This window comes from Paludisphaera borealis (genome assembly GCF_001956985.1).
Classification (GTDB): Bacteria; Planctomycetota; Planctomycetia; order Isosphaerales; family Isosphaeraceae; genus Paludisphaera; species Paludisphaera borealis.
This window is the reverse complement of sequence record NZ_CP019082.1, coordinates 80,702-106,428: the sequence shown is the minus strand read 5'-3', so window position 1 is coordinate 106,428 and position 25,727 is coordinate 80,702. Positions and strand designations below refer to the sequence as shown.

Genomic DNA, 25,727 nt, shown 5'->3' with positions numbered 1-25,727 from the left:
CGACCTAAGTTACTTTCAGAAGCTGCGACATAGCGCCGTATTGCGGGTCCAGGGGACCGGCTCGCGTCCCTGGAGAGTGATCCCTGAGAGGTCCCAAGGCACATGGCTATCGAAGGGCCGAATCCGACCGCCTTGCGCGAGCTGGCACGAGCCTTCGTGCTGCCGCCCATGCTCTTCGCCGGATTGGCCGCCGTCTTCCTCGGCCTGATCGCGCACTTGGTCGCGGTCATGGCGCGGATCGACCGCTCCGACACGGTCATCGCCCGAACAAGCCTGATCCAGGCGATCCTGGGCGACATGCAGGATTGGAGGCGGGTCGACCTGGATCGCTCGATCGCCGGCGTCCCCGATTCCTTCGCTCGACAGGCGATCGACGTCGACCGCCGCTGGATGATCGACGCGATGCGAGGCCGCCTGACGGAGCTCCTCCGCGTCGAGGAAGAGGAAGTCGTCCGCAGCGAGCGCAACCAAGCCGTCCGGCGGTCGACGTGGACGATCGTGTGTGCGAGCCTCGTCGCCTCAGCTTTACTTGGGTTGATCCTCGCAACCACGGCCCGACGGCAACTGGTAGCCGTGTCCCGGTCTTACGACCACGTTCTGGACGACGCTCGGCGCCAGGCCGAGGCGGTGCGCGATCGGGAGGCGATCCTGAGCAGCTTCTACGACAACGCCCCGATGATGATGGGCATCTCCGAGATCTGCGGCGACGACCTGTTGATGATCTCCGCCAATGCGCCCACGGCGCGCCCTCTGGGCCTGACGCCCGACGCCATGCGTGGACGGCTCTCCAGCGAGGTGGGCATCACGAAGGAGCACAATCGCCGCTGGATCGACGCCTATCGCGACTCCGAGCGGACCGGCCGGCCGATCCGTTTCGAGTACGCGTACGATCACCCCGGCGGTCGGGCCTGGCTCTCCGCAGTCGGCTGCCCGCTCGAAGGCTTCCCGGGCCGATTCACCTACATCGTCCAGGACGACTCCGAGCGCAAGCAGGCCGAGGAGGCGCTCCGCGAGAGCCGCGAGCGACTCCGCGCGGCCTTGACCGCGTCGGGCACCGGCACCTTTCGCTGGGACATCCGCACCGGCGCGGTAGACAGCGACGAGAACCTCGACCGGCTCTTCGGCATCCCCGCGGGCCAGGAGGCCGGCTGCGTCGCGGACTTCATGGATCGGATCCACCCGGACGATCGAGACGCCGTCGCTACGGCCGTCGACCGAAGCGCGCAGCGGGGCGAAGACATTTGTGTGGAGTTCCGCGTCGTCTGGCCCGACGGGACCGTGCACTGGCTCGCCGACAAAGGCAAGACGTTCGTCGACGCCGCCGGCAAGCCGTCGTACATGGCCGGCGCGTGCGTCGACGTCACAGCGCATCGGGTCGCCGAGGAGGAGATTCGCGGCCTCAACGCGCGGCTCGAACTGCGTCTGGCCCGGCTTGCCGCGCTGCGTCGCATTGACGCGGCGATCACCGCCGGCCTCGACCTGCGACAGACCTTGGGAGTCGTCCTCGACGAGGTCGCCGCCCAACTCGGCGTGGATGCTGCCGACGTGCTCATGCACGACACGCAGGCCCGGACGCTGGTCCGCGCCGCCGAGATGGGCTTCCAGACGCCCGGGATGAGCGAGCGTCCCATGCCGCTCGATCGGAGCGTTCCCGGCTGGGTCGCCCTGGAGGGCCGTCGCCTCGACGTGGCTGACCTGAGCTGCTCCACCCTCACCCACGCCTGCGCCGAGGGGCTCGTCGAGGAAGGCTTCGTCGCCTACCATGCCCTGCCACTGTTGGCCAACGGCCAGGTCCGTGGCGTGCTCGAAGTCTTCCATCGGAGCCCGCTCGACGCCGACGCCGATTGGCTCGAATACCTGGAGACGCTCGCCGGCCAAGCGGCTATCGCCATCGACAACTCCTCGCTGCTCGACGGCCTGCGGCGCTCCAACGCGGAGTTGGCGGCGGCCTACGACGCGACGATCGAGGGGTGGGCGCGGGCGCTGGACCTTCGCGATCAGGAGACCGAGGGGCACTCTCGACGCGTCACCGAAATCACCGTCCGGCTGGCCCGCGCCATGGGGGTCGGCGAGGCCGAGTTGGTGCATCTACGCCGCGGCGCGCTGCTGCACGACATCGGCAAGGTCGGCATCCCCGATCGGGTCTTGCTCAAGCCCGGCCCGCTCGACGACGAGGAATGGGAAGTCATGCGCCGCCACCCGGCGTACGCCTACGAGATGCTCTTCCCGATCACGTTCCTCAGGCCGGCGCTCGAGATCCCGTACGGCCACCACGAGCGATGGGACGGCTCGGGCTATCCGCTGGGCCTCAAGGGGGAAGAGATCCCACTGTCGGCCCGTATCTTCGCGGCGGTGGACGTCTGGGACGCGTTGGGGAACGATCGACCGTACCGGGCCGCCTGGCCGCGCGACCGGGTCCGCGACCACATCGCCTCCCTCGCCGGCACCCATCTCGATCCGCGCGTCGTTGAATCCTTCCTGGCGATGATCGACGAGCAGGCGCACTGCGACGCGGTCGGGGCCGAGCACGTGATCAGCGAAGGCGAGACGCCGGCTTGGGCGAGGCATCCCCTCGCGGCGGCGTTCCCGGCGCAGAGCCAAGAGATCAGCGGCAGGAGCGAGGTCGGGTGGCGCATGCAAGAAGCCTAGATCAAAGCACTGGTCGGTTCGTCGGGAGGGCGTTGCAGCGGGAGCTGCACGTTGAAGGCCGAGCCCTGTCCGACGGCCGACGACCAGGTGAGCGAGCCACCCGCCAGCGCGACCATCCGCGCGGCGCGGGGGAGTCCCAGGCCGAGGCCGCGGCCGGCCTGGCGACCGCAGAAGAACGGGTCGAAGAGATGGGCCCCTTCGGACGACGAGACTCCCTTGCCGCCGTCGGCGACCGACAGCCGCAGTTCTTGCCCCTGGCGGGACGAACGGACCTGGATCTTGCCGCCGCCGACGCTCGCCTGCAACGCGTTGCGAATCAGGATGTCGGCCAGGTGGCGGAAGGCGTCGGGGTCCATCCACGTCGGCTGATCGGAGGCCTCGACCTCGCTGGTCAGGCGAATCCCCCGCGACTCGGCCTCGGCCTCGAACTCGGCCAGGCACGCGCGGAGCACGTCGGCGGGACGGCAGGCGCGGGGGCGCGGCTCGGGGGGACGGGCGACGAACATCAGGTCGCGGAGGATGCGATGCGTCCGCTGGGCCTGGCTGAGGATGATCCGCAGCGAGCGCGCGGTCGCCGGGTCCGCCGCCTTCGCCAGCAGCAGTTGGGCGCGGCCGACGATCACCGCCAACGGGTTGTTCAGCTCGTGGCCGGCGCCCGCGGCGAACTCGGCGAGGGCGTCCAGCTTGGCGGAACGAGTCCGCTCCTCCTCGTCCTCGGCGCTCTGGCGAGAGCCCCGGACGACGGCCTGGAGCCGGCGTTCGAGCATGTCGCGATCGGCGATCCGCGTCGCCCACGACCGCCAGGCCTCGATCACGCGGGTCCGTTCGAGCCGGCCGCGCAGCTCGGTTTGATCGGGATCGAGCCAGAGCTGGATCTCGGCGACGACGCCGGTCCGCGATTCGAGCGGGATCGTCCATGACGCGGGCCGGCTGGGGACGTCCAGGCCGTCGCCCTCGGCCGTCGCGGGCTCGGCTTCGGGCCACTCCGGATCGCGCCAGACCACGCGGGCGGCGTTGACCTCGGGTTCCTCGCACCAGATCATCCCCGCGCGGGCGGTCCAGCTTTCGGTCGACTCGTGGGGAAGGTCGTCGGCCAGGGCGTGGATGATCCGCTCCTGGGTGGCGTTGGTTCGCGACAGCGCGGCGAGACGGAGATGCAGCCGGGCGTTCTCGCGAGTCATCCGCTCTTCATGGGGCGAGGCGTCGGCCGTCGCGAACATCGACGCGCATTTCGACTGAACCTCGGCCACGAGGATGCGGAGCCGGGGCTCGGTGGGAAGCGACTCCCGACCGGCGGCGTTCAACGACCAGGGGGTCGATTCGGCCCATCGCACGGCTTCCTGGATCAGCGCCAGCCGCTCGGGCTCGCGGGCGGCCGAGGCCAGCGCGCCGGCGGAATCGTCATGGAGCCAGGCGGCGTCGACGATGAGCGGCTCGCAACCCCAGCGCTCGGCGAGCCGACGGCCGAGGTCGGCCATGTCGGTCCCCAGGTCGGCAAGCTCCAGACGACGGCGGACGGCCCGGTCGTTCTCGTTGAGCCAGCGGGCGAACCAGTCGGGATCGACGGCCGCCACCGCCCATCGGCCGATTCCGTGCAGCAGCCCGGCGCGGACGAGCTGGTCCGGGTCGCGGTCGCCCTTCTCACGGGCCAGCGATCGGCAGGCGAGGGCGACGGCGACCGAATGCCGCCAGAGGCGCTGAATCGCCTCGGTGCACGGGCCCGTGGCCAGCGTCGCGGGCCACCACGCGGTTTCCGCCACGATTTCGAGCGGGTCGGCCCGGCCCGGCCTCGTTCGCTCGGCCAGCACCCACCCCGGGTCGAGGTCGAGCCCCCCCCGGGCGGCACCGACGCCGACGCCCGGCGCGGGGACGTCGGACGGCTCGCCGCTGCACGCCGAGGCGACAGCCGCCACCACCGCGCGGGCCGAGTGGGGACGTACGGGAAGATGGCACAGCCCCTGCAAGCGACTGTGCGGCTTCCCCCCCGGCGACTTTCGTCCTGAATGGACCCGCACGGTAATCGGGCTCCTTCCCGACCCCCCCGCCCGCCTGACTCGAGATCGGGCCGGACGGCCGGATCAAGGCAAGGCCGGACGCCAACGACGATCGAGACGAGGCAAGGCTTGCCTGATGCACGCAAGCGATCGCCAGCGTTTCACCCGTTGGGGCGGGTCTCCATATCCAAGAGTCGGCAGATTCGCTTCATTAGTTCATCGATATCGAGCGGTTTGTGGAGGAAATCGTCCGCGCCGGACGCCTTCAGCTCCTCGATCTTGTCTTCTTCGACCATGCCCGAGATGCAGATGATCTTGATGTCGGCGATCGTCGGGTCCTTGCGGATCAGTTCGCAGACCGCCTGGCCGTTGATGTCCGGCAGCATGACGTCAAGGATGATCAGGTCGGGGTGATACTCCTTGGCGAGCATTCCCGCGCCGAAGCCGTTGTTGACGGATTTGTTCTCGAACCGGTTGTCGCCCGAGAGCACCTCGGCGATGAGGTCGACAACCGCCTGGTCGTCGTCGACGATCAGGATGCGACGGCGCCCGCTCTCCAGCGCGTCGGTGGGAATTCCATTGTCCCTCATGAAGCGGTACAGCGCCTCGCGAGGAATGCGTCGGAATCGGGATCCAGGAACCCGAAATCCTTTGAGCTGACCCGAGTCAAAGCAGCGGATGATGGTCTGCTGACTGACCTTGCAGATCTTGGCAGCCTCGCCTGTCGTGTAAACGGTCTTCATAGTAGTTGAAATCCCGATTTCCCCGACCGAGAAGAGACTCGACCCACGGGACGCCACCCTGACGACCCTCGTGCGACGCGAAACGATTCTCGATCGGCCTCCGTGCGACACATCCTTGTCCAGTTCACCGCCTACGAACGATCGATGGGATGGTTGACCAGTCTTCCTCGCTTACGGTCAACCCGTGGCAATGACTCAGGCGTTAAAACCTGCGAAGGCTATAGATCTTGCCGATCTTGCCGATTCAGCCAATTGTAAAATGCCCCTCTGGTTTGTCAATCCAGATGATTACGTGATGGAATCCGGCGTGGTCCCTGCTCCACGTGCGCCTTGAGTCCCGCTGCCGCCCTCAATTTCCAGGCCGAGCAAAGAGAAAATAGGCGGTCTCTGGCGATCACGCGATCTGGATCGCCTGAGAATTGGCAAAAAATGTCGATTTGTCAAACAAATACCGAATGCGGCTTTCTGTCAATCTCGGTTGTCGCTCACGACTCCGAGGGTGACAGAGTATCCGCGCTCTGAGAAAGACGACGACGCGAAGCGGCTTTCCGGTATTGGGGCGATTTCCGACGAGCGGGTTGCAATCGAGCGCAATGTGATGCGGGCTCGGTTCAGGCGTCTTGGGTCGGCAGCGGGCCACGGCGCTTGAGGTGGATGAGCAGGGTGGCGAGGTCGGCGGGGTTCACGCCGCTGATCCGGCCCGCCTGGCCGAGCGACTGGGGGCGGACGCGCTCGAACTTCTCGCGCGCCTCGGCCCGGAGCTGATGGATCGCCCCGTAGTCGAGGTCGCCGGGGATCGTCTTGTCTTCGAGGCGGCGGAACCGCTCGATCTGCTCGACCTGCCGGCCGACGTAGCCGTTGTACTTGGCCTCGATCACCACCTGACCGACGACGTCGTCCGGCCAGCCGGTCTCGGCCAGCTCGGGGGCGAGGTCCACCAGGTCGGACCAGGTGGTTTCGTGGCGCCGCAGGACCTGGAACAGCGACACGCCGCCGCGCCGGGTGGTCGTCAGGCGGTCGCGCAGGCCGTTGATCGCGTCGCGACGGGCTTCGAACCGCGACCAGCGGGCGTCGTCGACCAGGCCGACGCGGCGGCCGCTCTCGGTGAGCCTCAGGTCGGCGTTGTCGTGGCGCAGCAGCAGCCGATACTCGGCGCGGCTGGTGAACATCCGGTAGGGCTCGTCGACCCCTCGGGTCACGAGGTCGTCGATCAAAACGCCGATGTACGCCGACGAGCGGTCGAGCACGAACGGCGGCTCGCCTTTCACGGCGAGCGCGGCGTTGATCCCGGCGATCAGGCCCTGGGCGGCGGCCTCCTCGTAGCCGGTCGTGCCGTTGATCTGGCCGGCGAAGAAGAGGCCCGGCACGGCCTTGGTTTCGAGCGTGGCGTTGAGCTGCTCGGGAGGCGCGAAATCGTACTCGACCGCGTAGCCGTAGCGCATGATCTCGGCGTTTTCGAGGCCCGGAATCAGCGGAATGACGGCTTCCTGGACGTCGCGGGGGAGGCTCGTGGAGATCCCGTTGCAGTAGTATTCGAGCGTGTTGCGGCCCTCGGGTTCGAGGAAAATCTGGTGCGATTCGCGGTCGGCGAACCGGACGACCTTGTCCTCGATCGACGGGCAGTAGCGCGGGCCGGTCGACTGGATCTGGCCCGAGTACATCGGCGCGCGGTGGAGGTTGGCGCGGATGATCTCATGGACGGCCGGGTTGGTCGCCGTGATGTGGCATTCCATCTGCGGCTGCTCGATCCGGTCGGTCAAGAACGAGAACGGGACCGGCTCGGCGTCGCCCGGCTGCGGGGCGAGCTTGGCGAAGTCGATCGTCCGGCCGTTGATCCGGGGCGGCGTGCCGGTCTTGAACCGTCGCAGCTCGAAGCCGAGCGACCGGAGGCTCTGCGAGAGGCCGAGGGCCGCGACGTCGCCGCCGCGCCCGCCGACGGTCTTCTCCTCGCCGGTGTGCATGAGCGCCTGGAGGAATGTGCCGGTCGTCAGCACCACGGCCCCGGCCTTGTAAACAATCCCCCCCCGGCAGCGAAGCCCGACGATCCGGCCGTCGACGACGTCGAGCGTCTCGATCATCTCCTGGCGGAGCGTGAGGTTCGGCTGCCGCTCGACGGTCAGCTTGGCGAGGAACTGGTACGCCTTCTTATCGCACTGGGCGCGGGGGCTGTGCATGGCCGCCCCCTTGCCTCGATTGAGCAGGCGGAACTGGATCGCCGTGGCGTCGGTCAAAACGCCCATCGCGCCCCCCAGGGCGTCGACTTCGCGGACGATCTGCCCCTTGGCCACGCCGCCGATCGCCGGGTTGCAGCTCATCTGACCGACCGTGTCGCAGTTCATGGTCAAAAGCGCGGTGCGCAGGCCCATGCGGGCGGGCGCGAGGGCCGCTTCGAGTCCCGCGTGCCCCGCGCCCACGACGATCACGTCGAACTGGTAAGGATCGCGTGTCTTTCCCATGTTCTCGCTTTGCTTCGCATCACCGGTCGTTCGTGGATCGTTCGTGCGCCTCGCCCGTTCATTTTAGCGGTGGATTCGCGCCCGCGAACAGAGCAGGAGGTCGAGTCGCCCGCGCCTCGGGTCGTCGCCGCGCCCGGCTTGACCGAGGTTCCCGACCCGCTCTAAGGTGATAGACGTCCGACGACCATTTGGGGACGAGCCCCCCTCGAAATTTTCGTTAACATATGGGAACGCGAGCCATGGCAGAGACGCGCAAGGGCGAAGTGACGTTCAAGGGCAACCCGGTCGAGCTGGTCGGCCCCAAGCTAAAGGCGGGCGACAAGGCCCCGGATTTCCAGGCGGTGGGCGCGGGCCTGGCGGTGCTGTCGCTGGCCGACACCGCGGGCAAGGCCCGGCTGTTCAACGTGGTGCCGTCGCTCGACACCCCGGTCTGCAACAAGCAGACGAAGCATTTCGCCGAGGTCCTCAAGGAGCTGGGCGACAAGGTGGCGGCCTACACCGTCAGCACCGACCTGCCGTTCGCCCAGGCCCGGTTCTGCACCGAGGCCCAGATCGACAACGTCAAGAACCTCTCCGACGCTCACAACCACAGCTTCGGCGAGCACTACGGCGTCTTGATCCAGGGGCTGCCGGTCCCGCTGCTGGCCCGCGCGGTCTTCGTCGTCGACGGCTCGAACACGATCACCTACGTCCAGATCGTCCCCGAGATCGCCACCGAGCCCGACTACGAGCCCGCCCTGAAGGCCCTGAAAGCCGCCGCCGGCGCTTGACGCCTGGCTTCGCCTTGCCGCTCGCCTCGCCCTGGCCTCAAGGCGTCAGGGTGAGGCGGTGGCGGGTCAGCAGTTCGCAGCCGTTTTCGGTGATGAGGTAATTGCGCTCGAACCGCATTAGTCCGACCTCGGGCGCGTTGATGCTCGGCTCAAGGGCGACGACGTCGCCGACGGCCAGAGTCTCGTCGCTGTCGGGGACCAGAAAAGGTGGTTCGGGATGGCCGAGGCCGAGGCCGTGGCCGCTGTGCGATTGGAAGTACGAGTCGAGTTTCAGGCTCGCGAAATAGCCGCGGACGGCGGCGTCGATGGCGCGGGCCTCGCGGTCGGGGCCGAGCAGGGCTTCGCCGGCGGCCAGAGCGCCGAGGCAGGCGTCGGCCATCGCGCGCTGGCGGGCGGTCGGCTCGCCGCCGACGACGAACGTGTTCGTGAAATCGGCCCGGTAGCCGTGGACGACGACCGAGAAATCGAGCAACAGCAGCTCGCCGGCCCGGATCGGCCGGTTTCTCAGCCGAGGGGTGCGCGGGGGCTCGATCGCGTCGGGGCCGCCGCTGGCGACGAAGTCGCCGTACACCTGGACCGGCTCGCCGGCCTCGCGGACGGCCGCCTCCTGCACGATCAAAAAGGCGTCGAGTTCCGTCATGCCCGGCCGCATCCGATCGAGGGCCGCGGCGTGGGCGGCTTCACCCGCCCGGGCCGATCGGCGGAGCAGGGCCAGCTCGTCGGCGTCCTTCGCGCGCCGCAGCTCGCGGACGATCGGATCGATGTTCGACACCTCGAACGCCTGGTCGTCCGAGATGCCGGAGACGCCGTCGAGGATTCCAGCTGGAATCGACGCGTACTCGACGCCGAGCCGGCTCCCCGCGGTTCGCGGCCAGGCCTCCGTGAACGCCTCGACGAGCCTGTCCCCCCGGTGCGGCGCCGGACGCTCGCCCGCATACCACGAGAACGCCGCCGTCGCGTCGACGTGGCTTTCCGCCAGGTACGGATCGAGCAGGTCGTCGGCGATGAGGATCGCCCGGTCGGGAAGCAAAATGAGCGCGGCGCTCGATTCCGACGATCGGAACGTGAAGGGAGAAGCGCGAAAGCCGGCGAAGTAGACCAGGCTTTCCGGCTGCGTGATCACGATCGCGTCGATCGTGCCGGCCGTCGCTTCCCAAAGCCGCCGCCGCCGCGCCAGACATCCTTCACGGGTGAGCATGCAAACCTTTCGGGAATAGCGCGGCCGCCGCGGCGAAGACTCTCTCGGGCCGCCGCGCCGAGGTTGATCGACCGACGAATCTAGCCTAAAAGAAAGGACGCGTTCAAGTCGAGTCGCACCCGATCAGGCCAGCGCGGCCGCCTGGCGGGCGGAAGTCGTGAGCCTCGCGTCCACTTTTCTCATCTCTCGGCCACCTCCGGCAATTCAAAAGGAGCCGCGTCCCGATGCCCGATCCCGTAAACCTGACCGAGGACGTTCCGCCGACCCCGGACGACGACGAGGCGTTCGGCCTGGACCTGGAGATCCCCGCCGAGGTCGTCGCGGCGATCCTCGAACCGGAGGCGGAGCCTGAGCCTGAGCCAATCACGGAGCAAGTTCTCGTCGAGCCCGACAACGACGTCCGCCGGGCGGTCGATCGGCTCGGCGATCGGATCGACCAGCGGCTGGCGGGCCTTCAGGCCCAGTTCGATCGCGAGGTTCGGGCCGAGGCCAGCCGCGAGCGGGTCGTCGACCGGCTGCACGCCGAGCTTCAGGAATACAAGCAGGACCTGCTGCTGAAGGTGCAGCGGCCGATCTTCGTCGACCTGATCCAGCTTCACGACGACGTCGGCAAGATGGCCGAGGCCCAGGGGGACGACGGCGAGGCCGTCCGGGGGATGCTCGAATCGATCCAGACCGCCGTCGAGGACATCCTCTACCGCCAGGGCGTCGAGCCGTTCCGCAACGACGACGAGGCGTTCGACCCCCGCCGCCAGCGCGCCGTCACGACCACGCCGACCGACGAGCCCGACCGCGCCAAGACCGTCGCCCAGCGGCTCCGCCCCGGCTTCCAGGCCGGCGACAAGGTCATCCGCCCCGAGATCGTGACGGTCTATACCCTCAAGCCGTGAGCCTCGCGGATCAGAGCGCGCCTCTGGCCACGATCGCCGTGACGACCCGGTCGCCGAGGCTTTCGAGGTCGCTCGGGCTCTCGGCGACCTTGGCGAACGGCGGCGGGAGCGCAGTCCCCTGGTCGGGCTGCGAGCGGACGCGCTGGTCGGCCAGGTCGAACACGCCGTACACGACCCCGGCCCGCGAATTCCCCTGGAACATCTCGACCTCCCGCTGGACGTCGAACGCCGTGAGGGCGGCGTTGAGGTACACGCCGGTCTCGACCAGCGCGTCATAGTAGCCGGGGTGATTCTTCGCGTCACTCCCGCACACGCGATCAACGGCCTTGGCCGCCCCCCGGACGGCGATCAGCACCCGATCGACGAGCGACCGCAGCGCGTGGGTGAGCCCGAGGTCCGGGTAGTCGTTCGGGGCCAGGTACAGGTCGACGGCCGCCTTCACCGCGCCGCAGCCGGTGTGCCCCAGGACCACCACCAGCGCCAGACTGCCACCAAGATTGCGGACGGCGTAGTCGATGCTCCCCAGGCACTCGGTCCCCAGCACATTGCCGGCGACCCGGATCACGAACAGGTCGTTGGGCGACTGGTCGAAGATCTGCTCGATCGGCGCGCGGGCGTCCGAACACCCCAGCACCAGGGCGTACGGCGTGTGCAACGGCACGCCCGCGACGTCCCTGAGCCCAAGCCGCAGCGGATCGACCTTGATCACCAACGGTTCCGTGAGGATTTCGCCTTCAAGCTCCGCCTTGACCCGATCGACCGTATGGCGATACCGAAGATGTCCGCTTTCCAACGATTTCAAGGCCCCTTCGGCGTTCAGCGCCGGCCGGGGGGCGATCTTCTCGAACGGATCGTAACGGTAGATAATGTCCACATTCGGCTCCGATTTTGGCGGGGCGTCGCGCGAGGCGCTCTCGACGCCCCGTCAGGCGAACATTGTCCCGCGCAGACGATCGCCCGCCAAGATCACGAGGTTCGTTGGCGGGCGATCATCCGGGTTCCCGGTGTTCTCGTCGATCAGGGCTTATCCTCGGCCGGCTCGATGCGGTAGACGGCGGAGTCGAGCTTGACGGTGACGGGCTCGGTGAACGTCAGGTACTGGTTCAGCTCGGACCCTTGCGAGCGGGCCAGGGCGAAGAATTCGTCGCTGAACTGGCGGATCAGCTTGGCCTTGGCGTCTTCCTCGGGCTTCACCACGGCGTCGACCCAGCGCTGGCCCTTGTAATAGAAGGTCTTGGAGCCGACCCGGCGGATCGCCGCCTCGGGGTTCTGTCCGGCCATCCCCATGCCGGCATTCGCCGGGGCTTGCGGGTTGCGGCGCCTCCTGCCGATCGCCGTATCTTTGCCCATCATGCCGCCCATCATGCCTCCGCTCTTGGCGGCGTCGGCACTGAAGCCCGCCATTTGGTTCGGCTCGGCGAACGAGGCACCCGCAGCGCGTTCTTCCCGCATGTAGAAACTCTTCGCGTCCCGCTGGGCGACGCCCGAGGCGCCGCTGAACTCGGACAGTGTTTCCAACGACAACCGGGCGCGGTCGGCGTTCTGGTTCATCGCGTGCAGTTGCACGCGCTCGTCGGCCAAGAACGACGTGTAAGGGGTCATGATTCCGTACTTCGTGCTCAGGCTCACCAACTCGTCGACCAGCTCTTTGTTCTGGCCGCTGAGGTCGATCTGGTCGATCAAATAGCCGATCCGGCGCACGGCCCAGATCCGCTCGACGAAGTTATGGCCGCTGCCTCGATCGGAGTCGGCCAGTTCGGCGGGGAACTCGAACGTGCGGGACTCGTCCGCGATCCGGCCAGTGACCTTGAGCGTCGTCCGGCCCGGCTGGCGATACCGCCCGACCCAGACGATCTGGCCGCCTTCGAACAGGTCGGGCAGGTCGCGTGGGTAGGTCCGGTTGACGTCCGTGCCGGTGAATTCGATGCGGAGATCGGTCAGCACGGGGCTGCTCATCTTCGAATAGAACCGGGCGACGTGGGTCTCGATGTCCTCGTCGGGCCGCACGTATTCGCTCGTCCCGCTGTTGCCGGCGCTCAGGCGGTCGAGCAGCCGGGCGTTGACGTCGAAGCCGACGCCGAAGCTGAAGATCCGCGCCTTCTGCGTGTTGTTCTTCCGGCAGTGGTCGGCGATCGACAGTTCGCGGACCTCGCCGGCGGTCGGAAGGCCGTCGGTGAGGAAGAGGAGGTAGTTGGGCCGCGAGTGGTCGCGAATCAAGCCGAGGGCCGACGTGAGCGCCTCGTCGATGTTCGTGCCGCCCCCCTCGCGGATGTTGTCGACGTACCGCTCGGCCTCCTCGCGGGTCCGCGAGGTGAAGCGTTCCAGCTCGGGCCGGAAGGTTTCGACGGCGTTGTCGTAAACCACGATGTTGAACAGGTCGTCGTCGCGGAGGTTGTTGAGCACCGATTTCAACGCCCGCCGCGCCTGCTCGATCTTCTTGCCGGCCATCGAGCCGGATCGGTCGAGCACGAAGATCACCGTCTTGGGCAGCGGCTTGGCGTCCGGCGCCTTGACCTCGGGGCTGGCCAGCAGCAGGAAATAGCCGTCGTCGCCGGCGCTCGGACGATAGCTCACGACCGACGCCCCGATCGCCCCTTCGGCCAGCGTATAGACCATCCGGAAATCACTCGTCGGGATGACGTTCGTCCGCTCCATGCTGATCCGGGCCTCGTGATCCCCCGAGCGGTCGATGCGGACGTCGTCGCTGGGGCAGTAGACCGATTTGATCGAGTCTTTACTCTCGATCGACGCGCGGATCGACAGCCGCTGGATCGGCTTGGAGGTGAATTTCTGGGTCGACAGCGGATAGGAGAACTCGATCACGTCGCGGTCGCGTTTGCAGAGCTGCGTGTACTTCATCGTCAGCTTGCGATCGGCCCCCGGAGGGATCGGGAAGACGCTCGTGCGGTAGAGCCCCCGGCCCATGTATTCGAGCAGCGCCGGATCGCGCTTGGTGCGGACGATCTCCTCGTAGATCCGCCGCGCCTCGTCCTTGTTCATCAGCCGGCCCGTCAGCTCACGGCCGTCGACCATGAGGACGAAATCCTGCACCGCGCCGTCTTCGGGCAGCGGGAAGAAGAACTCGGCTTCAAGCTGGGTCGACCCGGGGTTGTGGAACGTCTGCGAAACCTGGACCTCGGCCGCCTGGTTGCGAACCTGGGCGTCGACGCCGACCTCGCGGATTTCGAACGAACTCTGGATCGGCACGGTCCGCCGCGTCTCGATGATGAATCCCTGCCCCCAAGCCCCCCCCGCGCCCGACAGCACGACGACCGCCGCCATCCACAGCGTCCCGCCTATTCGCCCCGGCTTTGCAAACATGTGCGTCCCCCCTGGTTCGGTGCCCAACGGACCTCGCCCGACCCTTCCCTCTATCCCGTTAGACGCCGCAGCGGGCGGTTTCTGAGGACGACGCGGAGATTTTTCGCGCAATGGTTTTCGAAACGCCCACGTTGCGACCCTCCACATCGACTTGGACTGACGTGTCAGGAGTACTTTCGCGAGCGAGCGAACCGGGGCTCGTCCCAGGTCGACGCGAAGTTGAACTCAACGACCGAGCGACTTTGCCTTATTCACCAGGCCGAGGAACTCGGTGCGATAGCCGCCGGGGTCGTTCCCAACCGCTGAGCCGGCGATCTCTACGACGGCTGCGAAGGTCAGGTCGCCTTTATGGGGCGAGTCTCGCAGGAGCATCCCGAAACCCGCGACGGCGCTGGCGAACTGGAGATCCCGAGAGGCCGAGGTGAAAGGCGTCCCCGCATCCAAGACGCCCCCTTTGATGAGCTTGCTCGCGTCTCCGTCCGGCGCCTTGTAGCGGAGCTTGACGATCAACGATTCGGGACGAGGCTCAACCTCCTCGGCCGGCTTCTGGAACTCCAACGCGTCCACCTTCGCGTACCCGACGTCCTTCCCCGGAGGGACCAGTTCGTAGAGCGCGGTGACGTGATGCCCGGCGCCGATCTCGCCAGCGTCCTTCTTGTCGTCGCTGAAGTCCTGGGCCTGAAGCAGTCGGTTCTCGTAGCCGATAAGCCGGTACGCCCCGACTTTCGAGGGGTTGAACTCGACCTGGATCTTCACGTCCTTGGCGATCGTGACGAGTGTCGCCCCCAGCTCCTCGACGAACACCTTGCGCGCCTCGCGGGGGGAATCGATGTAGCCGTAGTGACCGTTTCCCTTATCGGCGAGCCGTTCGAGCGTCCCGTCCTTGAAGTTCCCCATGCCGAAGCCGAAAACGCTCAGGAACACGCCGCTTTTGGCTTTCGCTTCGATGAGGCGGGTCAACTCGTCGTGTCCGGTTACGCCGACGTTGAAGTCGCCGTCGGTCGCCAGAATCACCCGGTTCGCCCCTCCCTTGATGAAGTGCTGGATCGCGGTGTCGTAGGCGAGTTGGAGCCCCGCGCCACCGTTGGTCGAGCCGCCGGCCCGGAGACTTTCGAGCGAAGCGATGATCTCGGCCTTCTTGTCGCAGGTTGTGGACGGGAGGACGAGGCCCGACGCGCCCGCGTAGACCACGATGGCCACGCGATCGTTCTCGCCGAGCTGGTCGACCAGCAACTTCAACGACCCGACCAACAACGGCAGCTTGTTCGGCTCGCTCATCGAGCCTGAGACGTCGATCAGAAACACCAGGTTGCTCATCGGCCGGCGACCGGCCTCGATCTTCCGGCCGGTGATCCCGATCCTGGCCAGCCTGTGCTCGGGATTCCAGGGGCACCCGGCCACCTCGGCATGTACCGCGAACGGCTCGTCGCCCTTGGGAGCAGGGTCTTCGTACTGGAAGTAGTTGAGCAGCTCCTCGATGCGGACGGCATCCTTCGGCGGCAGCGTGTTCTGTTCGAGGAACCGTCGCACATTGGCGTAGCTCGCCGTGTCGACGTCGATCGAGAACGTCGAGAGAGGTTCCCGGGCGACCTGGGCGAAGTCATTGTCGACGATCTCCTCGTACGCCTCCTGAGCCGGTACGAGCTTACCCGCGGGCTCCTCGCTCTTGGCGACCGGAAGAGGCGACTCGCCGGCCGCGACAGGGGCCGACGCCGCGGCGGTAGGAGCCTCCGCGGTTTTCGCGCGGCGGCCGGCTTCTCTGGCGGCCTGTTCAGAACAGCCGCCGCCAAGAACGCCCACGCACGCGACCGCGACGACACGCCAGCGATTCAGGTCCATCGACGCCTCCCTTTTCCAGTCCAGCGGGTTCATTTTCAAATTGGGTTCAGGGTGGGCGCAGAAATGTCAGCGCGGCAGCAAAACGTCCGCGTGGGGCCCTCGTCACGTCTTCCTGATTTTACAAAAGTCAAACACAGAAAGGCGGTCTTCCCCCTGATACCAGAGTCCATACGATGAGATTCGCCGATCGGATCGGAATCTTGCGCCGAAAATCGACGCCCCTCGCCGATCTACCACGTGTCGGGTCGTTGGGAGCACGGCATGGAATTGGTGGTCGAATCAAGCCTCGTCGGGATGACGGGCGGCGTATCGTTTATGCAGGGCGGCGTCTCGCTCAAGGAATTGAAGATAAGCCTCCCCCGGCGGATCGCCGTAGTCGACGCAATCGAAACCTTGCGACTGCGCCTTGGCCACCAGTTCCAGCACCTTCTTCCTTCGCACCTCCCAGCCCTCTTCACTGACTCCCGTCACGAATAGCATCGCAAGGCAGTGGGACGCGTAGGCGTCGCCGCCGTCCGAGGCCGATTGCAACCAGGCTGCGGCCAGTTCTCTGTCCTCCTGGGCATACCTCGAGAGGTAATCCGCGATTTGATCAGGGGATGCGGAGTCGGGCCACGCTTGATACGCGTCCCAATCGGAGAAGCGATGCATACCAAGCGACACGATGCCGCCAAGCCTTGCTTGAGCTGTAAGGTTCCCCGCGTTGGCGAGAGGTCGGAGGATCACATAAGCGTCGGCGTAGCGGCCGGCGTCGAGGGCGGCCAAGCCCCGGATTAATTCGGGATTGTCTGGCGTTGTCATCGGAATCTCAGTACCAGGAGCCGGGAAAGTTCGTAAGGGCCGAATGAGTGGCGGCGCTGGCGATCCGGCCCACCTCAATCGTCCTCTTTCCGACGAAGCAATCGTGGGGGGGCGAGCCAGGCGAGGTCGAAGCGGTCGGGGTTTTCGGTCCAGCGGCGGAGGGCGGCGGCGGCTCCTTTTTTGAGGGAGAAGGGGAGCGCGTGGGGGTCGCCGAGGACGAGCAGGCTCAGTAACTCGTCGAGCATCGGGTTGTGGCCGACGATCATGAGGCGGGCGTCCCGGCGGTCGCGGAGCCAGTCGACGACCGACTGAGCGGCGCCGCCGGCGCGGAGGACGTCGGCGGTTTCGAGGCGGTCTTCGAGGTCGAGCGCCTCGGCGACGATCTCGGCGGTGCGGCGGGCGCGGGGCAGGGGGCTCGTGACGATTTTGTCGAGTTCGAGGCCGATCTCGGCGAGGCCGGCGGCGATCTCGCGCATCCGTTTTTCGCCCTTGGGGGTCAGCGGCCGGTCGTCGTCGGGAATTCCCGGCGTGCCATGTTCGACGGTGATCCCGTGTCGTAGAATAGTCAGTTCATCCATCGGCGAACTCCCGTAGTTTCGTTTCCCGGTTTCACCTGCGTGAGTCCTGGGCGAACCCCGGCGCGCGAGGGACTCGACCCGAGACTTTACAGCCCCAAATCGTCCGTATACCATAAAAGTCGTCAAGTCTTGGCGTTGCGTTTCCGCCCCGGATTCGGTCGGACGGGGACGCGCCGGCCGCGAACGGATGTGCCTTTTCCGATCCCCCAGGCTGAATCGAGGTCACGCATGGCCCAAGCAATCGCCAATCCGGAGGAGATCCGCCGGTTCGCCGCGCGGTTGAAGCAGTTCAACAACGATCTCCTGAACCAGTTGACCGTCCTCCACGGTCAGGTCTCCGCGCTGGGCCAGACCTGGCGGGACCGCGAGCAGCAGAAGTTCACCGAGGAATTCGACGCGACCCTGCTGGTCGTCAAGCGGTTCGTCGACTCGACCAACCAGCATATCCCGTTCCTGCTCCGCAAAGCCGAACGTCTCGAAGAGTATTTGCAGCAGCGCTGAGCGGAATCGTCGATCGCTCGGCCGACGGCGCGACGCCGAGACGTCGCGCGTCGGCCCCTTCGTCTTTCCGGGACACGTCACGCCACGGCTCAAGAGGAACAGGCGCCATGAGCAAGGCCGCGAGAGTGTTGTCGGTCGAAGCCCTGACGGACTTCCGCAACTCGATGATCAAGTTCAACGAGGAGGCGCGGGGGGCGCTGTCGGGCGTCGACATGGAGTTGCGGCGGATGCGCGATTGGCTGGAGCGCGACCAGCTCGGCTACTGGCAGATGCAGGTCAAGCGCCGGAGCGAAGAGGTCATGAACGCGCGGACCGAGCTGGCCCGCCGCAAGATCGCCGCGCAGGGCAGCGACACCATCTCCGACACCGAGCAGAAGGAGAAGCTCCGCGAGGCGATGCGCAGGCTTCGCATCGCCGAGGAGAAGGTCGCCCTCGTCAAGCGGCTGATCCCGGTCCTGCACCACACGATCGCCGAGTACAAGTCGTGCGCCTCGCCGCTGGCCGACCACCTGTCGGGCGGGATGGAGAAATCGATCCACCGGATCGGGGCGATGGTCAAGTCGCTCGAAGGATACCTGGCCCTGCGCGCGCCGACAGCCCCGAGCGCGGAAGCGCCGGGCGGCTCGGGGGCGAGCTCGGGCTCGTCCGCGAGCGCCGGCGGCTCGGCCCGCACCGGAGGCGTCTCGGAATCGACGCCCGCCGACGGCCAGGCCGCGCCGGCCGCCGCTGGAGAGCGTCAGTCCGTCGCGGCTGAAGCCGAGACCGTCGCCAACCCGTCCTGATCGCAACGGAAACCGAGTCGTCGTCGCCATTTCGTCCGCCGAGAATCGAGGAGACGCCCCCCAATGAGCGCCCATTCGGCCCGACTTCAGCACGCCATGAAAGACCTTCGCGACAAGTGGGACATCACGACCCAGGCGTGGGACGACCAGGTCGCGCAGGACTTCGAGAAGAACCATCTGGCCCCGCTCGAAGGGCTCGTCAAACGCAACGTCGTCGGCATGGACAAGCTCTCCGAGGCCCTCGGCAAGATCCGCAAAGCCTGCGACGAGAACTCCTGACCCGCTAATGTGGTGAGTCCGAGTTTCGCGACGCGAGTTCTGGGCGCCACGGGGTCGGCTCGAACCCGTGAGCGCTTGCCGTGGCTTGCACCACGGGTTCGGACGAGCCGAACCCGTGCCACCCGTCGAGACTGATACCGAGACATCGATCGCGCCCGACGCCTTTACTCCCTGCTCACTTGATGAACCGGATACCTTGAACATGCCTGAATCACCGCTGATCCAGAAAGAAGTCGCCGCGCTGACCGATCTGGAAAGCCTGATCGCCCATCGAGCCAAGGTCGAGACCGAAGTCGAGCAGACCTTCAAGCGGCGTCGCGATCGCGAGGAGCAAGAGTCGCGGGTGGCGTCCCATCAGCTCAACACCAAGTTCAAGGCCGAGAGCGAGGCGCTGCAAGCTGAGTACGACAAGGTCCGCGCGGGGATCGCGCGCAAGGCGCAGGGCGAGACCCAGGCGACCGAGGCCGAGTACGCCCAGGCGAAGCAGAAGATCGAGGCCCAGTTCAAGTCGGAGCGGAGCAAGTCGAAGAAGGCGAGCGACGAGACCCGCTGGCAGGCCCTGGCGATGTACGAGGCCGCCCGCGACAACACGGTCAAGAGGCGGAAGCGCGAGGAAGAACAGTTGTCGGCCGCCCGCCGCGACTTCGAGCACCTCAAGGAAATGGCCGAGCCCGTGATGGACCGCTGCGGGAAGCTCGCCGGCCCCGCGCCGGACCCGTCGACGTTCCTCGCCTCCGAAGTCACGCCCGAGCCCGAACCGGTCGAAAACTACGACGACGGCGAAGGCGACGGCGAGGGGGGCGCGGCGGAGAAGCCTCCGGTCCAGACGGGTCGGATTGCCGTCCTGCAAGAGCTGATCAAGAAGGCCGACGAGGAGCTGCTGGCCCTCGAATCGCTCAAGCTGCCGAACTTCCTCAAGATCTCGAACTTCATCTGGCCGTTCCTGCTGCTGGGCGCGGTCGTCGGCGGCGGCCTGGGGGCCGTGATCGGCTGGCCGATCGGGATCGGCGTCGGCGTCGTCGCGGCGATCGCCGCCGCGGTCGGCGCGCACGTCGCGCTGTCGAAGAAGGCCCAGGCCGGCGTCGCCCGCCATTTCCACCCGCTCAAGCACGACCTGGAGGAGGCCGAACGGAAGCTCGACGAGACCAAGGACTGGGTCAAGACCGAGTTCGAGCGGCGGCAGAAAGAGGCCGACGAGAAGCGCGAGGACGACTACAAGAAGGCCGAGGACAAGATGAAGGTGCGCGTCGCCGAGGCCGACGCCCGCCAGCAGAAGGCGCTCGCCGAGGCCGACGTCGTCTACCCCCAGCGGCTCGCCGACATCCGCAAGCGCCGCGAGGAGGAATCGCAGAAGTGCGAGGCGACCTACCCGCCCCGCATCCAGGCGCACAAGGAGAAGTTCGACGCCGACGCCAAGCAGCTTCAGGACCACCACCGGGGAATCCGCGAGGCCACCAAGAACGCCTACGACGCCGCCTGGAACGAACTGATCCGGACGTGGACCGAGGGCCTGGCCCGGGTCGGCGGAGCCGTGAACGAGGTCAACGAGGAGGCGACGCGCCGCTACCTCGACTGGACCGGCGCCGACATCAAGGATTGGAAGCCCCCCACCGAGGTTCCTCCGGCGCTCCCCTTCGGCAAGTTCAGCTTCGACCTGGGCGAGTTTCCCAGCGGCTACCCCGCCGACGAGCGGCTCAAGAACGCCGGGCCGACCCGCTTCGAGCTGCCCGCCCTGGTGCCGTTCCCGACCAAGAGCTCGATCCTCATCAAGACGACCGAGTCCGGCAAGGCCGAGGCCAACCTGCTGCTCCAGACGATGATGATCCGGTTCCTGACCTCCATCCCCCCGGGGAAGGTCCGGTTCACGATCTTCGACCCCGTCGGACTGGGCGAGAACTTCGCGGCCTTCATGCACCTGGCCGACTACCAGGAGCTGCTCGTCACCAGCCGGATCTGGACCGAGGCCCGCGACTTCGAGCAGCGGCTGACGGACCTCTCGGAGCACATGGAGAATGTGATCCAGAAGTACCTCCGCAACGAGTTCGCCACGATCGAGGAATACAACGTGCACGCCGGCGAGGTCGCCGAGCCGTTCCGCGTCCTGGTCGTCGCGAATTTCCCGGTGAACTTCAACGAGACCGCCGCGCGGCGGCTCCAGAGCATCGTCGCCAGCGGCGCCCGTTGCGGCGTCTACGCCCTGATCTCGGCCGACCCCAAGCTCCCCACGCCCGCCGGCGTGCAGCTCAAGGACCTGGAGGCCGACTGCGTCAACCTGAGCTGGCGCGACGGCAAGCTCGGCTGGCGCGACGAGCACTTCGGCCGGTTCCCGCTGGCCCTCGACGTGCTCCCCGAGCAGACCCTCTACAGCCGGCTGATGCACGACATGGGCGAGAAGGCCCGCGACGCCAACCGCGTCGAGGTCCCGTTCGACTTCATCGCCCCGACCCCGGACAAGTTCTGGAGCTGGAACAGCGGCAAGGTCATGGAAGTGCCGCTCGGCCGAGCCGGCGCCACCAAGCTCCAGCCGATCACCCTCGGCAAGGGGACCTCGCAGCACGCGCTCGTCGCCGGTAAAACGGGCTCGGGCAAGTCGACCTTGCTCCACGCGCTCATCACCAACGCGGCCTTGCGGTACAGCCCCGACCAGCTCGAACTGTACCTGATCGACTTCAAGAAGGGCGTCGAATTCAAGGTCTACGCTGAGATGGAGCTGCCGCACGCCAAGGTCATCGCCGTCGAATCCGAACGCGAGTTCGGCCTGAGCGTGCTCCAGCGGCTCGACGCCGAGCTGAAGTTCCGAGGCGACCTCTACCGCGACACCGGCGTTCAGGACCTCCGCGGCTTCCGCGAGGCCAAGCCCGATTACCCGATGCCGCGCATCCTGTTCGTCGTCGACGAGTTCCAGGAGTTCTTCGTCGAAGACGACAAGGTGGCTCAAGAGGTTTCGCTCTTGCTCGACCGCATGGTCCGCCAGGGTCGTGCGTTCGGCGTCCACGTCATCCTCGGCTCGCAGACGCTCGGCGGCGCCTACTCGGTCGGCCGGGCGACCCTCGGCCAGATGGCCATCCGCATCGCCCTCCAGTGCAGCGAGGCCGACGCGCACCTGATCTTGAGCGAAGAGAACAGCGCCGCGCGGCTGCTGACCCGCCCCGGCGAGGCGATCTACAACGACGCCAACGGTCTGCCCGAGGGCAACAACCTGTTCCAGGTCGTCTGGCTCTCCGACAAGCGCCGGCAAGAGTACCTGCAAGACATCCTCGACCTGGCCAAGGCCCAGAACCGGCCGCCGGCCTCGCCGATCGTCTTCGAAGGCAACCTGCCGGCCGACACCCGCAAGAACGCCCTGCTGAACAAGCTGCTCGAAGCCGCCGAATGGGCCGAGCAGGGTCCCCGCTACGAGCAGGCCTGGCTCGGCGACGCGATCGCCATCAAAGACCCGACCGTCGCCGTCTTCCGCCCCCAGAGCGGCTCGAACCTGCTGATCATCGGCCAGAACGCCGAGGCCGCGCTGGCGATGTTCATGATGGCGGCCGTCAGCATCGCCGCCCAGCACCCGCCCCGCAAGCACAACGGCCTGAAGCTCTACCTGCTCGACGGCACGCCCGTCGACTCGTGGCTCAACGGCAAGCTCGGCCAGATCGCCGACTGGCTGCCGCACACCGTCAAGAACGTCACCCAGCGCAACCTGGCGGCCTCGATCAACGAAGTCGCCGTCGAGCTCGGCCGGCGCCGCGACAACAGCGGCAGCGCCGAGGAGCAGGCGCCGATCTACGTGTTCATCTACGACCTCCAGCGGTTCCGCGACCTCCGCAAGGGTGACGACGACTTCGGCTTCTCCTCCAGCTTCGGCGAGGAGAAGGCCGCCTCGCCCGGCACGCAGTTCAGCGAGATTCTCCGCGAAGGCCCGCCGGTCGGCATCCACGTCATCGTCTGGTGCGACAGCGTCAACAACATGAACCGGACGTTCGACCGCAACGCCCTCCGCGAGTTCGAGCTGCGCGTCCTGTTCCAGATGAGCGCCAACGACTCGAGCACCGTCATCGACTCGCCCGTCGCCGGCAAGCTCGGCGAGAACCGCGCCCTCTTCTACAGCGAGGAAGAGAACCGGATCGAGAAGTTCCGCCCCTACGGCCTCCCCGACGACGCCTGGATCGCCGAGGTCAAGCACAAGCTCTTCTCGCGTCCCGCCCCTGTCGAACCCGAACCCATCCCCGAGCCGGAACCCGCGCCCGTCGCCTCCCAAGACAACGGCAACGGCCACGGCAACCGCTACGACGACCTCCCCCCCGCTTTCCCAGACGACGACGAGTTGCCGCCTGTTTTCCCCAACTTCGACGAGCCGGCCGAGCCGGCCGAGGCTGAAACCAAGCCCGACAATTTCTGACCCCCCCCCACGGCCCGTCACTCGACGGGCCGTGGTCGTTTTCGGGGCCGAGCGAACGCACGGGGGCCAAATCCTTCGTGAGATCGCCGTCCCCTGGAGGACGAATGATGTCGATCACGCCGAGCGACGATCCAGGCGAGCAAATCGAACGCCTGGAGCGGAGCGTTCAGGAGTTGACGAACCGTCTCGACCGCGCGGAACGCCGGGCGCGAACAAGGCTCTACTTCCTCGGCGGCTTGGCTCTGGTCGGGCTGTTGTCGTACTTGACGGGAGAAGCCCACAAGGTCGCAAACCCGAGGGTCGTCAAGGCAGAGCTATTCCAGCTTCAGGACGTGGAAGGCGTCGTTCGCGGCGAGCTTCGCATGTGGAAGCAAGGTCCGATGTTCGCCTTGTACGATCGGGTGGGCAAGAACCTCCTGCATATCCAGGCCTCCTCCGACGGATCGACGGGCATGTGGATCTCCGATCCGTCCGGGAAGGTGCGCCTCGGTATCGGGCGCGATGATGAAGGGGATGTGGCCCTCACCGTCCGCGATCCGAGAGGCCGCGAACGCATCACCGTCTGCGACGACAAGAACGACAATGCGGCGCTCAAGGTCTACGACGACGAAAGCACTCGGTCCGAAACGCCCAGCGTCGTCGTCGGTTACGCCAAGAACTGGGGCGCGGGCCTGGCCGTCTTCGACGCCAACGGCCGCGACCGCATCGTCGTCAGCAAAGACCGCAACGGTGATGCGGGCCTCAAAGTCTACGACGGCAACGGAAATGCGTCGGTCAAGCTTCCAGGTTCGGGCTCGCTCGCTCCGAATCCGAAAGGCGAATAGCGCTACGGTGGGCCTCAAACGACTCACGCAGGATCTGTGGTTCCGGACGTGGTGGACGTATCCGTCCGGAGGCCCGCCTTGGATCGAGATCCCCTATCATGTTTTCAATCTGTTCGAAGGGGCCGTCTGGACGCTCCTCTCGGCACTGGTCCTGCGCCGATATCTCCGACATCGCCGTTCGGCTGTGGAACTCGCTTATGCTCTGGCCTTCTTCACGTTCGGTCTGACGGACTTCCGTGAAGCATACTCGCTCCAGTCGTGGTTGATCCTGGCCAAGGGAGCCAACCTCTTGGCCCTCTTCTGGCTACGCTCCTTCGTGATCCGCCGCTATTATCCGGAAAGCAAGTTGTTTTGAGGGGAAGACGGGTTCGAGTATCTACAGCGGGCCAGGAATCGGCGGGGGCCGGATTCCGGACCAGGCGAGGAGATCGACGCTGAGATCAACTTGCCGCTCGGCTGGCGGTCCTTCATGCGCCGGTGGATCAGGTCGTCGTGAACGATCTGGTTCGATCCGAGGGCGATATCTTGATATGAGCCTCTGTGAAAAAACAGGAGCGTCATTCCGGGGCGGGAAAAGGGGGCGGGGGAGAGTGCCGTCCCCCTTTTCCCGGCCAGCCGGCCGTCCGAATTCCGTTCACGTGAAATCGAGCGCCGTCGGCTACTTGACGCGCGCCAGCTTCATGATGCGGCCGGAGACGTTCCAGTCCTGGACGTACAGGTTGCCGTCCTTGTCCCAGGACGAGCCGTGCGTGCCGCTGAAGACTCCTTCGATCCAATCCGCTTGCGGAATATTGTAATTCCCCCCCTTCGCCGGGTCCGCGTTGTAGCCGAGCACGGCGACGATCGTGTTGTTCTTGTCGAGGATGACCAGTCGCCCGTGCAGGTCCGGCACCGAGACGTAGTCGCCCTGGACCGAGGCCGACGTCGGCATCCCCAGGCCGGTCACGACCTCGGCGATGAACTCGCCGTCGAGGCTGTAGTGCAGCAGCCGGCCCTTGGGCGCATGGTTGCGGTCGCAGATCAGCAGGCGGGGCGGGTTGTAACGCGTGTCGAGCGTCATGCCGTGGGCGGTGTTGAATTCCTTGAGGCCGTTCCCCTTGGTCCCGAAGTGCATCAGGTACTTGCCGGTCTTGTCGAACTTGTAGATGTGGTCGCTCGCGTAGCCGTCCGACAGGAAGATGTCGCCGTTCGGGGCGACGGTGATCGCCGTGGGGTTGAACTTCTCCGGCTTCGGCCCCGACTCCGTGGGGAACGGCAGTTTCAGGACGATGTCGCCGGTCCGGGCGTTGAACTTGATCCCTTCGGCGTTGGCGTTGCGGGCGCCGTAGATGAACTCGCCGTCCGCTTCCTCGCGGATCTTCATGTCGTGCATATCGGAATACTTGTCGCCGAGGAAGCTGCGGAGCGCCTTGCCTTCGGGCGAGAAGACGAAGACCCCGGCGTGCGCGCTCGTGTAAATGTTCCCGTCCTTGTCGACGACGACGCCGCCGTGGCACGGCCCGATCACTGATTTTCCGTCCGGTCCGAGGCCCCAGCCCGGCGTCGTGTCGAACGTCATCAGCCCACTCCCCATCCGCACGGGCTGAGTCTTGTCCGCCGCGAGAACCGGCAGCGCGAGTCCCAAGACGAGGGCGACAGCGACGGAAGTCGAACAGTTCTTCACGATCAATACTCCAAAATGGCAAGGGGAGAGGGGTCGGGAAGTGGCCAGGTACGTC

The 25,727-nt window shown here is 66.6% G+C and carries 19 protein-coding genes; 9 read left to right on the top strand and 10 right to left on the bottom strand.

Annotation, left to right across the window (positions count from 1 at the left end; genetic code table 11):
• The first annotated feature begins 102 nt into the window (after nt 1-102).
• Complete coding sequence (locus BSF38_RS00455; protein WP_076342970.1) at nt 103-2,649, top strand: HD domain-containing phosphohydrolase; 2,547 nt, start codon at nt 103-105, stop codon at nt 2,647-2,649.
• On the opposite strand, the gene BSF38_RS00450 is transcribed toward BSF38_RS00455, so the two are convergent.
• The 3 genes from BSF38_RS00450 to mnmG all read right to left on the bottom strand — a co-directional run bounded on the left by BSF38_RS00450 (nt 2,646) and on the right by mnmG (nt 7,842).
• Complete coding sequence (locus BSF38_RS00450; RefSeq protein WP_083712583.1) at nt 2,646-4,664, bottom strand: HDOD domain-containing protein; 2,019 nt, start codon at nt 4,662-4,664, stop codon at nt 2,646-2,648. The two genes, BSF38_RS00455 and BSF38_RS00450, sit on opposite strands and share 4 nt — an antisense overlap.
• Before the next feature lie 140 nt (nt 4,665-4,804).
• On the bottom strand, nt 4,805-5,386 hold the full coding sequence (locus BSF38_RS00445) for a response regulator (RefSeq protein ID WP_076342968.1): 582 nt from the start codon (nt 5,384-5,386) through the stop codon (nt 4,805-4,807).
• Nucleotides 5,387-5,997: 611 nt separating this feature from the next.
• Entirely contained in the window at nt 5,998-7,842 is a 1,845-nt protein-coding gene (mnmG, locus tag BSF38_RS00440; protein ID WP_076342967.1) for a tRNA uridine-5-carboxymethylaminomethyl(34) synthesis enzyme MnmG, read from the bottom strand.
• Between the two features lie 239 nt (nt 7,843-8,081).
• On the opposite strand from mnmG, the gene tpx reads away from it, so the two are divergent.
• A complete protein-coding gene (tpx, locus tag BSF38_RS00435; protein ID WP_076342966.1) occupies nt 8,082-8,612 on the top strand; it encodes a thiol peroxidase in 531 nt (176 codons plus the stop codon).
• A gap of 37 nt (nt 8,613-8,649) precedes the next feature.
• Here tpx and BSF38_RS00430 read toward each other — a convergent pair whose 3' ends face one another.
• The gene (locus BSF38_RS00430) at nt 8,650-9,810 is read right to left on the bottom strand and encodes a M24 family metallopeptidase (RefSeq protein ID WP_076342965.1); all 1,161 of its coding nucleotides are present in this window, start codon (nt 9,808-9,810) and stop codon (nt 8,650-8,652) included.
• Nucleotides 9,811-10,034: 224 nt separating this feature from the next.
• Here BSF38_RS00430 and BSF38_RS00425 point away from each other — a divergent pair, with 224 nt between their 5' ends.
• On the top strand, nt 10,035-10,700 hold the full coding sequence (locus tag BSF38_RS00425; protein WP_076342964.1) for a nucleotide exchange factor GrpE: 666 nt from the start codon (nt 10,035-10,037) through the stop codon (nt 10,698-10,700).
• A 10-nt stretch (nt 10,701-10,710) separates the two neighbouring features.
• Here the strand turns inward: BSF38_RS00425 and BSF38_RS00420 are convergent, their stop codons facing one another.
• The 5 genes from BSF38_RS00420 to sixA all read right to left on the bottom strand — a co-directional run bounded on the left by BSF38_RS00420 (nt 10,711) and on the right by sixA (nt 17,239).
• Nucleotides 10,711-11,574, bottom strand: coding sequence for a carbonic anhydrase (locus tag BSF38_RS00420; protein ID WP_076342963.1), 864 nt, complete (start codon nt 11,572-11,574; stop codon nt 10,711-10,713).
• Nucleotides 11,575-11,717: 143 nt separating this feature from the next.
• Nucleotides 11,718-13,982 (bottom strand): VIT domain-containing protein, encoded by a 2,265-nt coding sequence (locus tag BSF38_RS00415; RefSeq protein WP_237170678.1) that lies wholly within the window; start codon nt 13,980-13,982, stop codon nt 11,718-11,720.
• 264 nt (nt 13,983-14,246) lie between these two features.
• Nucleotides 14,247-15,860: a vWA domain-containing protein gene (locus tag BSF38_RS00410; RefSeq protein WP_076350499.1), complete on the bottom strand. Its 1,614-nt coding sequence runs from the start codon at nt 15,858-15,860 to the stop codon at nt 14,247-14,249.
• Between the two features lie 279 nt (nt 15,861-16,139).
• Nucleotides 16,140-16,625, bottom strand: coding sequence for a hypothetical protein (locus BSF38_RS00405; protein WP_145951905.1), 486 nt, complete (start codon nt 16,623-16,625; stop codon nt 16,140-16,142).
• Between the two features lie 110 nt (nt 16,626-16,735).
• Entirely contained in the window at nt 16,736-17,239 is a 504-nt protein-coding gene (sixA, locus tag BSF38_RS00400; protein ID WP_076342960.1) for a phosphohistidine phosphatase SixA, read from the bottom strand.
• Between the two features lie 228 nt (nt 17,240-17,467).
• Here sixA and BSF38_RS00395 point away from each other — a divergent pair, with 228 nt between their 5' ends.
• The 6 genes from BSF38_RS00395 (at nt 17,468) to BSF38_RS00370 (ending at nt 24,364) form a co-directional block, all read left to right on the top strand.
• Complete coding sequence (locus tag BSF38_RS00395) at nt 17,468-17,740, top strand: WXG100 family type VII secretion target (RefSeq protein WP_076342959.1); 273 nt, start codon at nt 17,468-17,470, stop codon at nt 17,738-17,740.
• Nucleotides 17,741-17,847: 107 nt separating this feature from the next.
• A complete protein-coding gene (locus tag BSF38_RS00390; RefSeq protein WP_076342958.1) occupies nt 17,848-18,522 on the top strand; it encodes a hypothetical protein in 675 nt (224 codons plus the stop codon).
• 63 nt (nt 18,523-18,585) lie between these two features.
• On the top strand, nt 18,586-18,801 hold the full coding sequence (locus BSF38_RS00385) for a hypothetical protein (protein WP_076342957.1): 216 nt from the start codon (nt 18,586-18,588) through the stop codon (nt 18,799-18,801).
• Nucleotides 18,802-19,003: 202 nt separating this feature from the next.
• Nucleotides 19,004-23,185 carry an FtsK/SpoIIIE domain-containing protein gene (locus BSF38_RS00380; protein WP_076342956.1) on the top strand — a complete coding sequence of 1,394 codons (4,182 nt, stop codon included), beginning with the start codon at nt 19,004-19,006 and terminating at the stop codon, nt 23,183-23,185.
• Between the two features lie 107 nt (nt 23,186-23,292).
• Nucleotides 23,293-24,009, top strand: coding sequence for a hypothetical protein (locus BSF38_RS00375; protein ID WP_076342955.1), 717 nt, complete (start codon nt 23,293-23,295; stop codon nt 24,007-24,009).
• Between the two features lie 7 nt (nt 24,010-24,016).
• Nucleotides 24,017-24,364, top strand: coding sequence for a hypothetical protein (locus BSF38_RS00370; protein WP_076342954.1), 348 nt, complete (start codon nt 24,017-24,019; stop codon nt 24,362-24,364).
• A gap of 303 nt (nt 24,365-24,667) precedes the next feature.
• On the opposite strand, the gene BSF38_RS00365 is transcribed toward BSF38_RS00370, so the two are convergent.
• Nucleotides 24,668-25,672 (bottom strand): 6-bladed beta-propeller, encoded by a 1,005-nt coding sequence (locus BSF38_RS00365; protein WP_076350498.1) that lies wholly within the window; start codon nt 25,670-25,672, stop codon nt 24,668-24,670.
• Nucleotides 25,673-25,727 lie beyond the last annotated feature (55 nt).

Excerpts from the sequence above, each read along its gene's own strand:
- BSF38_RS00455 (WP_076342970.1), top strand. The coding sequence starts at position 103 with ATGGCTATCGAAGGGCCGAATCCGACCGCCTTGCGCGAGCTGGCACGA.
- BSF38_RS00445 (WP_076342968.1), bottom strand. The coding sequence starts at position 5,386 with ATGAAGACCGTTTACACGACAGGCGAGGCTGCCAAGATCTGCAAGGTC.
- mnmG (WP_076342967.1), bottom strand. The coding sequence starts at position 7,842 with ATGGGAAAGACACGCGATCCTTACCAGTTCGACGTGATCGTCGTGGGC.
- tpx (WP_076342966.1), top strand. The coding sequence starts at position 8,082 with ATGGCAGAGACGCGCAAGGGCGAAGTGACGTTCAAGGGCAACCCGGTC.
- BSF38_RS00430 (WP_076342965.1), bottom strand. The coding sequence starts at position 9,810 with ATGCTCACCCGTGAAGGATGTCTGGCGCGGCGGCGGCGGCTTTGGGAA.
- BSF38_RS00425 (WP_076342964.1), top strand. The coding sequence starts at position 10,035 with ATGCCCGATCCCGTAAACCTGACCGAGGACGTTCCGCCGACCCCGGAC.
- BSF38_RS00415 (WP_237170678.1), bottom strand. The coding sequence starts at position 13,982 with ATGGCGGCGGTCGTCGTGCTGTCGGGCGCGGGGGGGGCTTGGGGGCAG.
- BSF38_RS00410 (WP_076350499.1), bottom strand. The coding sequence starts at position 15,860 with ATGGACCTGAATCGCTGGCGTGTCGTCGCGGTCGCGTGCGTGGGCGTT.
- sixA (WP_076342960.1), bottom strand. The coding sequence starts at position 17,239 with ATGGATGAACTGACTATTCTACGACACGGGATCACCGTCGAACATGGC.
- BSF38_RS00395 (WP_076342959.1), top strand. The coding sequence starts at position 17,468 with ATGGCCCAAGCAATCGCCAATCCGGAGGAGATCCGCCGGTTCGCCGCG.
- BSF38_RS00390 (WP_076342958.1), top strand. The coding sequence starts at position 17,848 with ATGAGCAAGGCCGCGAGAGTGTTGTCGGTCGAAGCCCTGACGGACTTC.
- BSF38_RS00385 (WP_076342957.1), top strand. The coding sequence starts at position 18,586 with ATGAGCGCCCATTCGGCCCGACTTCAGCACGCCATGAAAGACCTTCGC.
- BSF38_RS00380 (WP_076342956.1), top strand. The coding sequence starts at position 19,004 with ATGCCTGAATCACCGCTGATCCAGAAAGAAGTCGCCGCGCTGACCGAT.
- BSF38_RS00375 (WP_076342955.1), top strand. The coding sequence starts at position 23,293 with ATGTCGATCACGCCGAGCGACGATCCAGGCGAGCAAATCGAACGCCTG.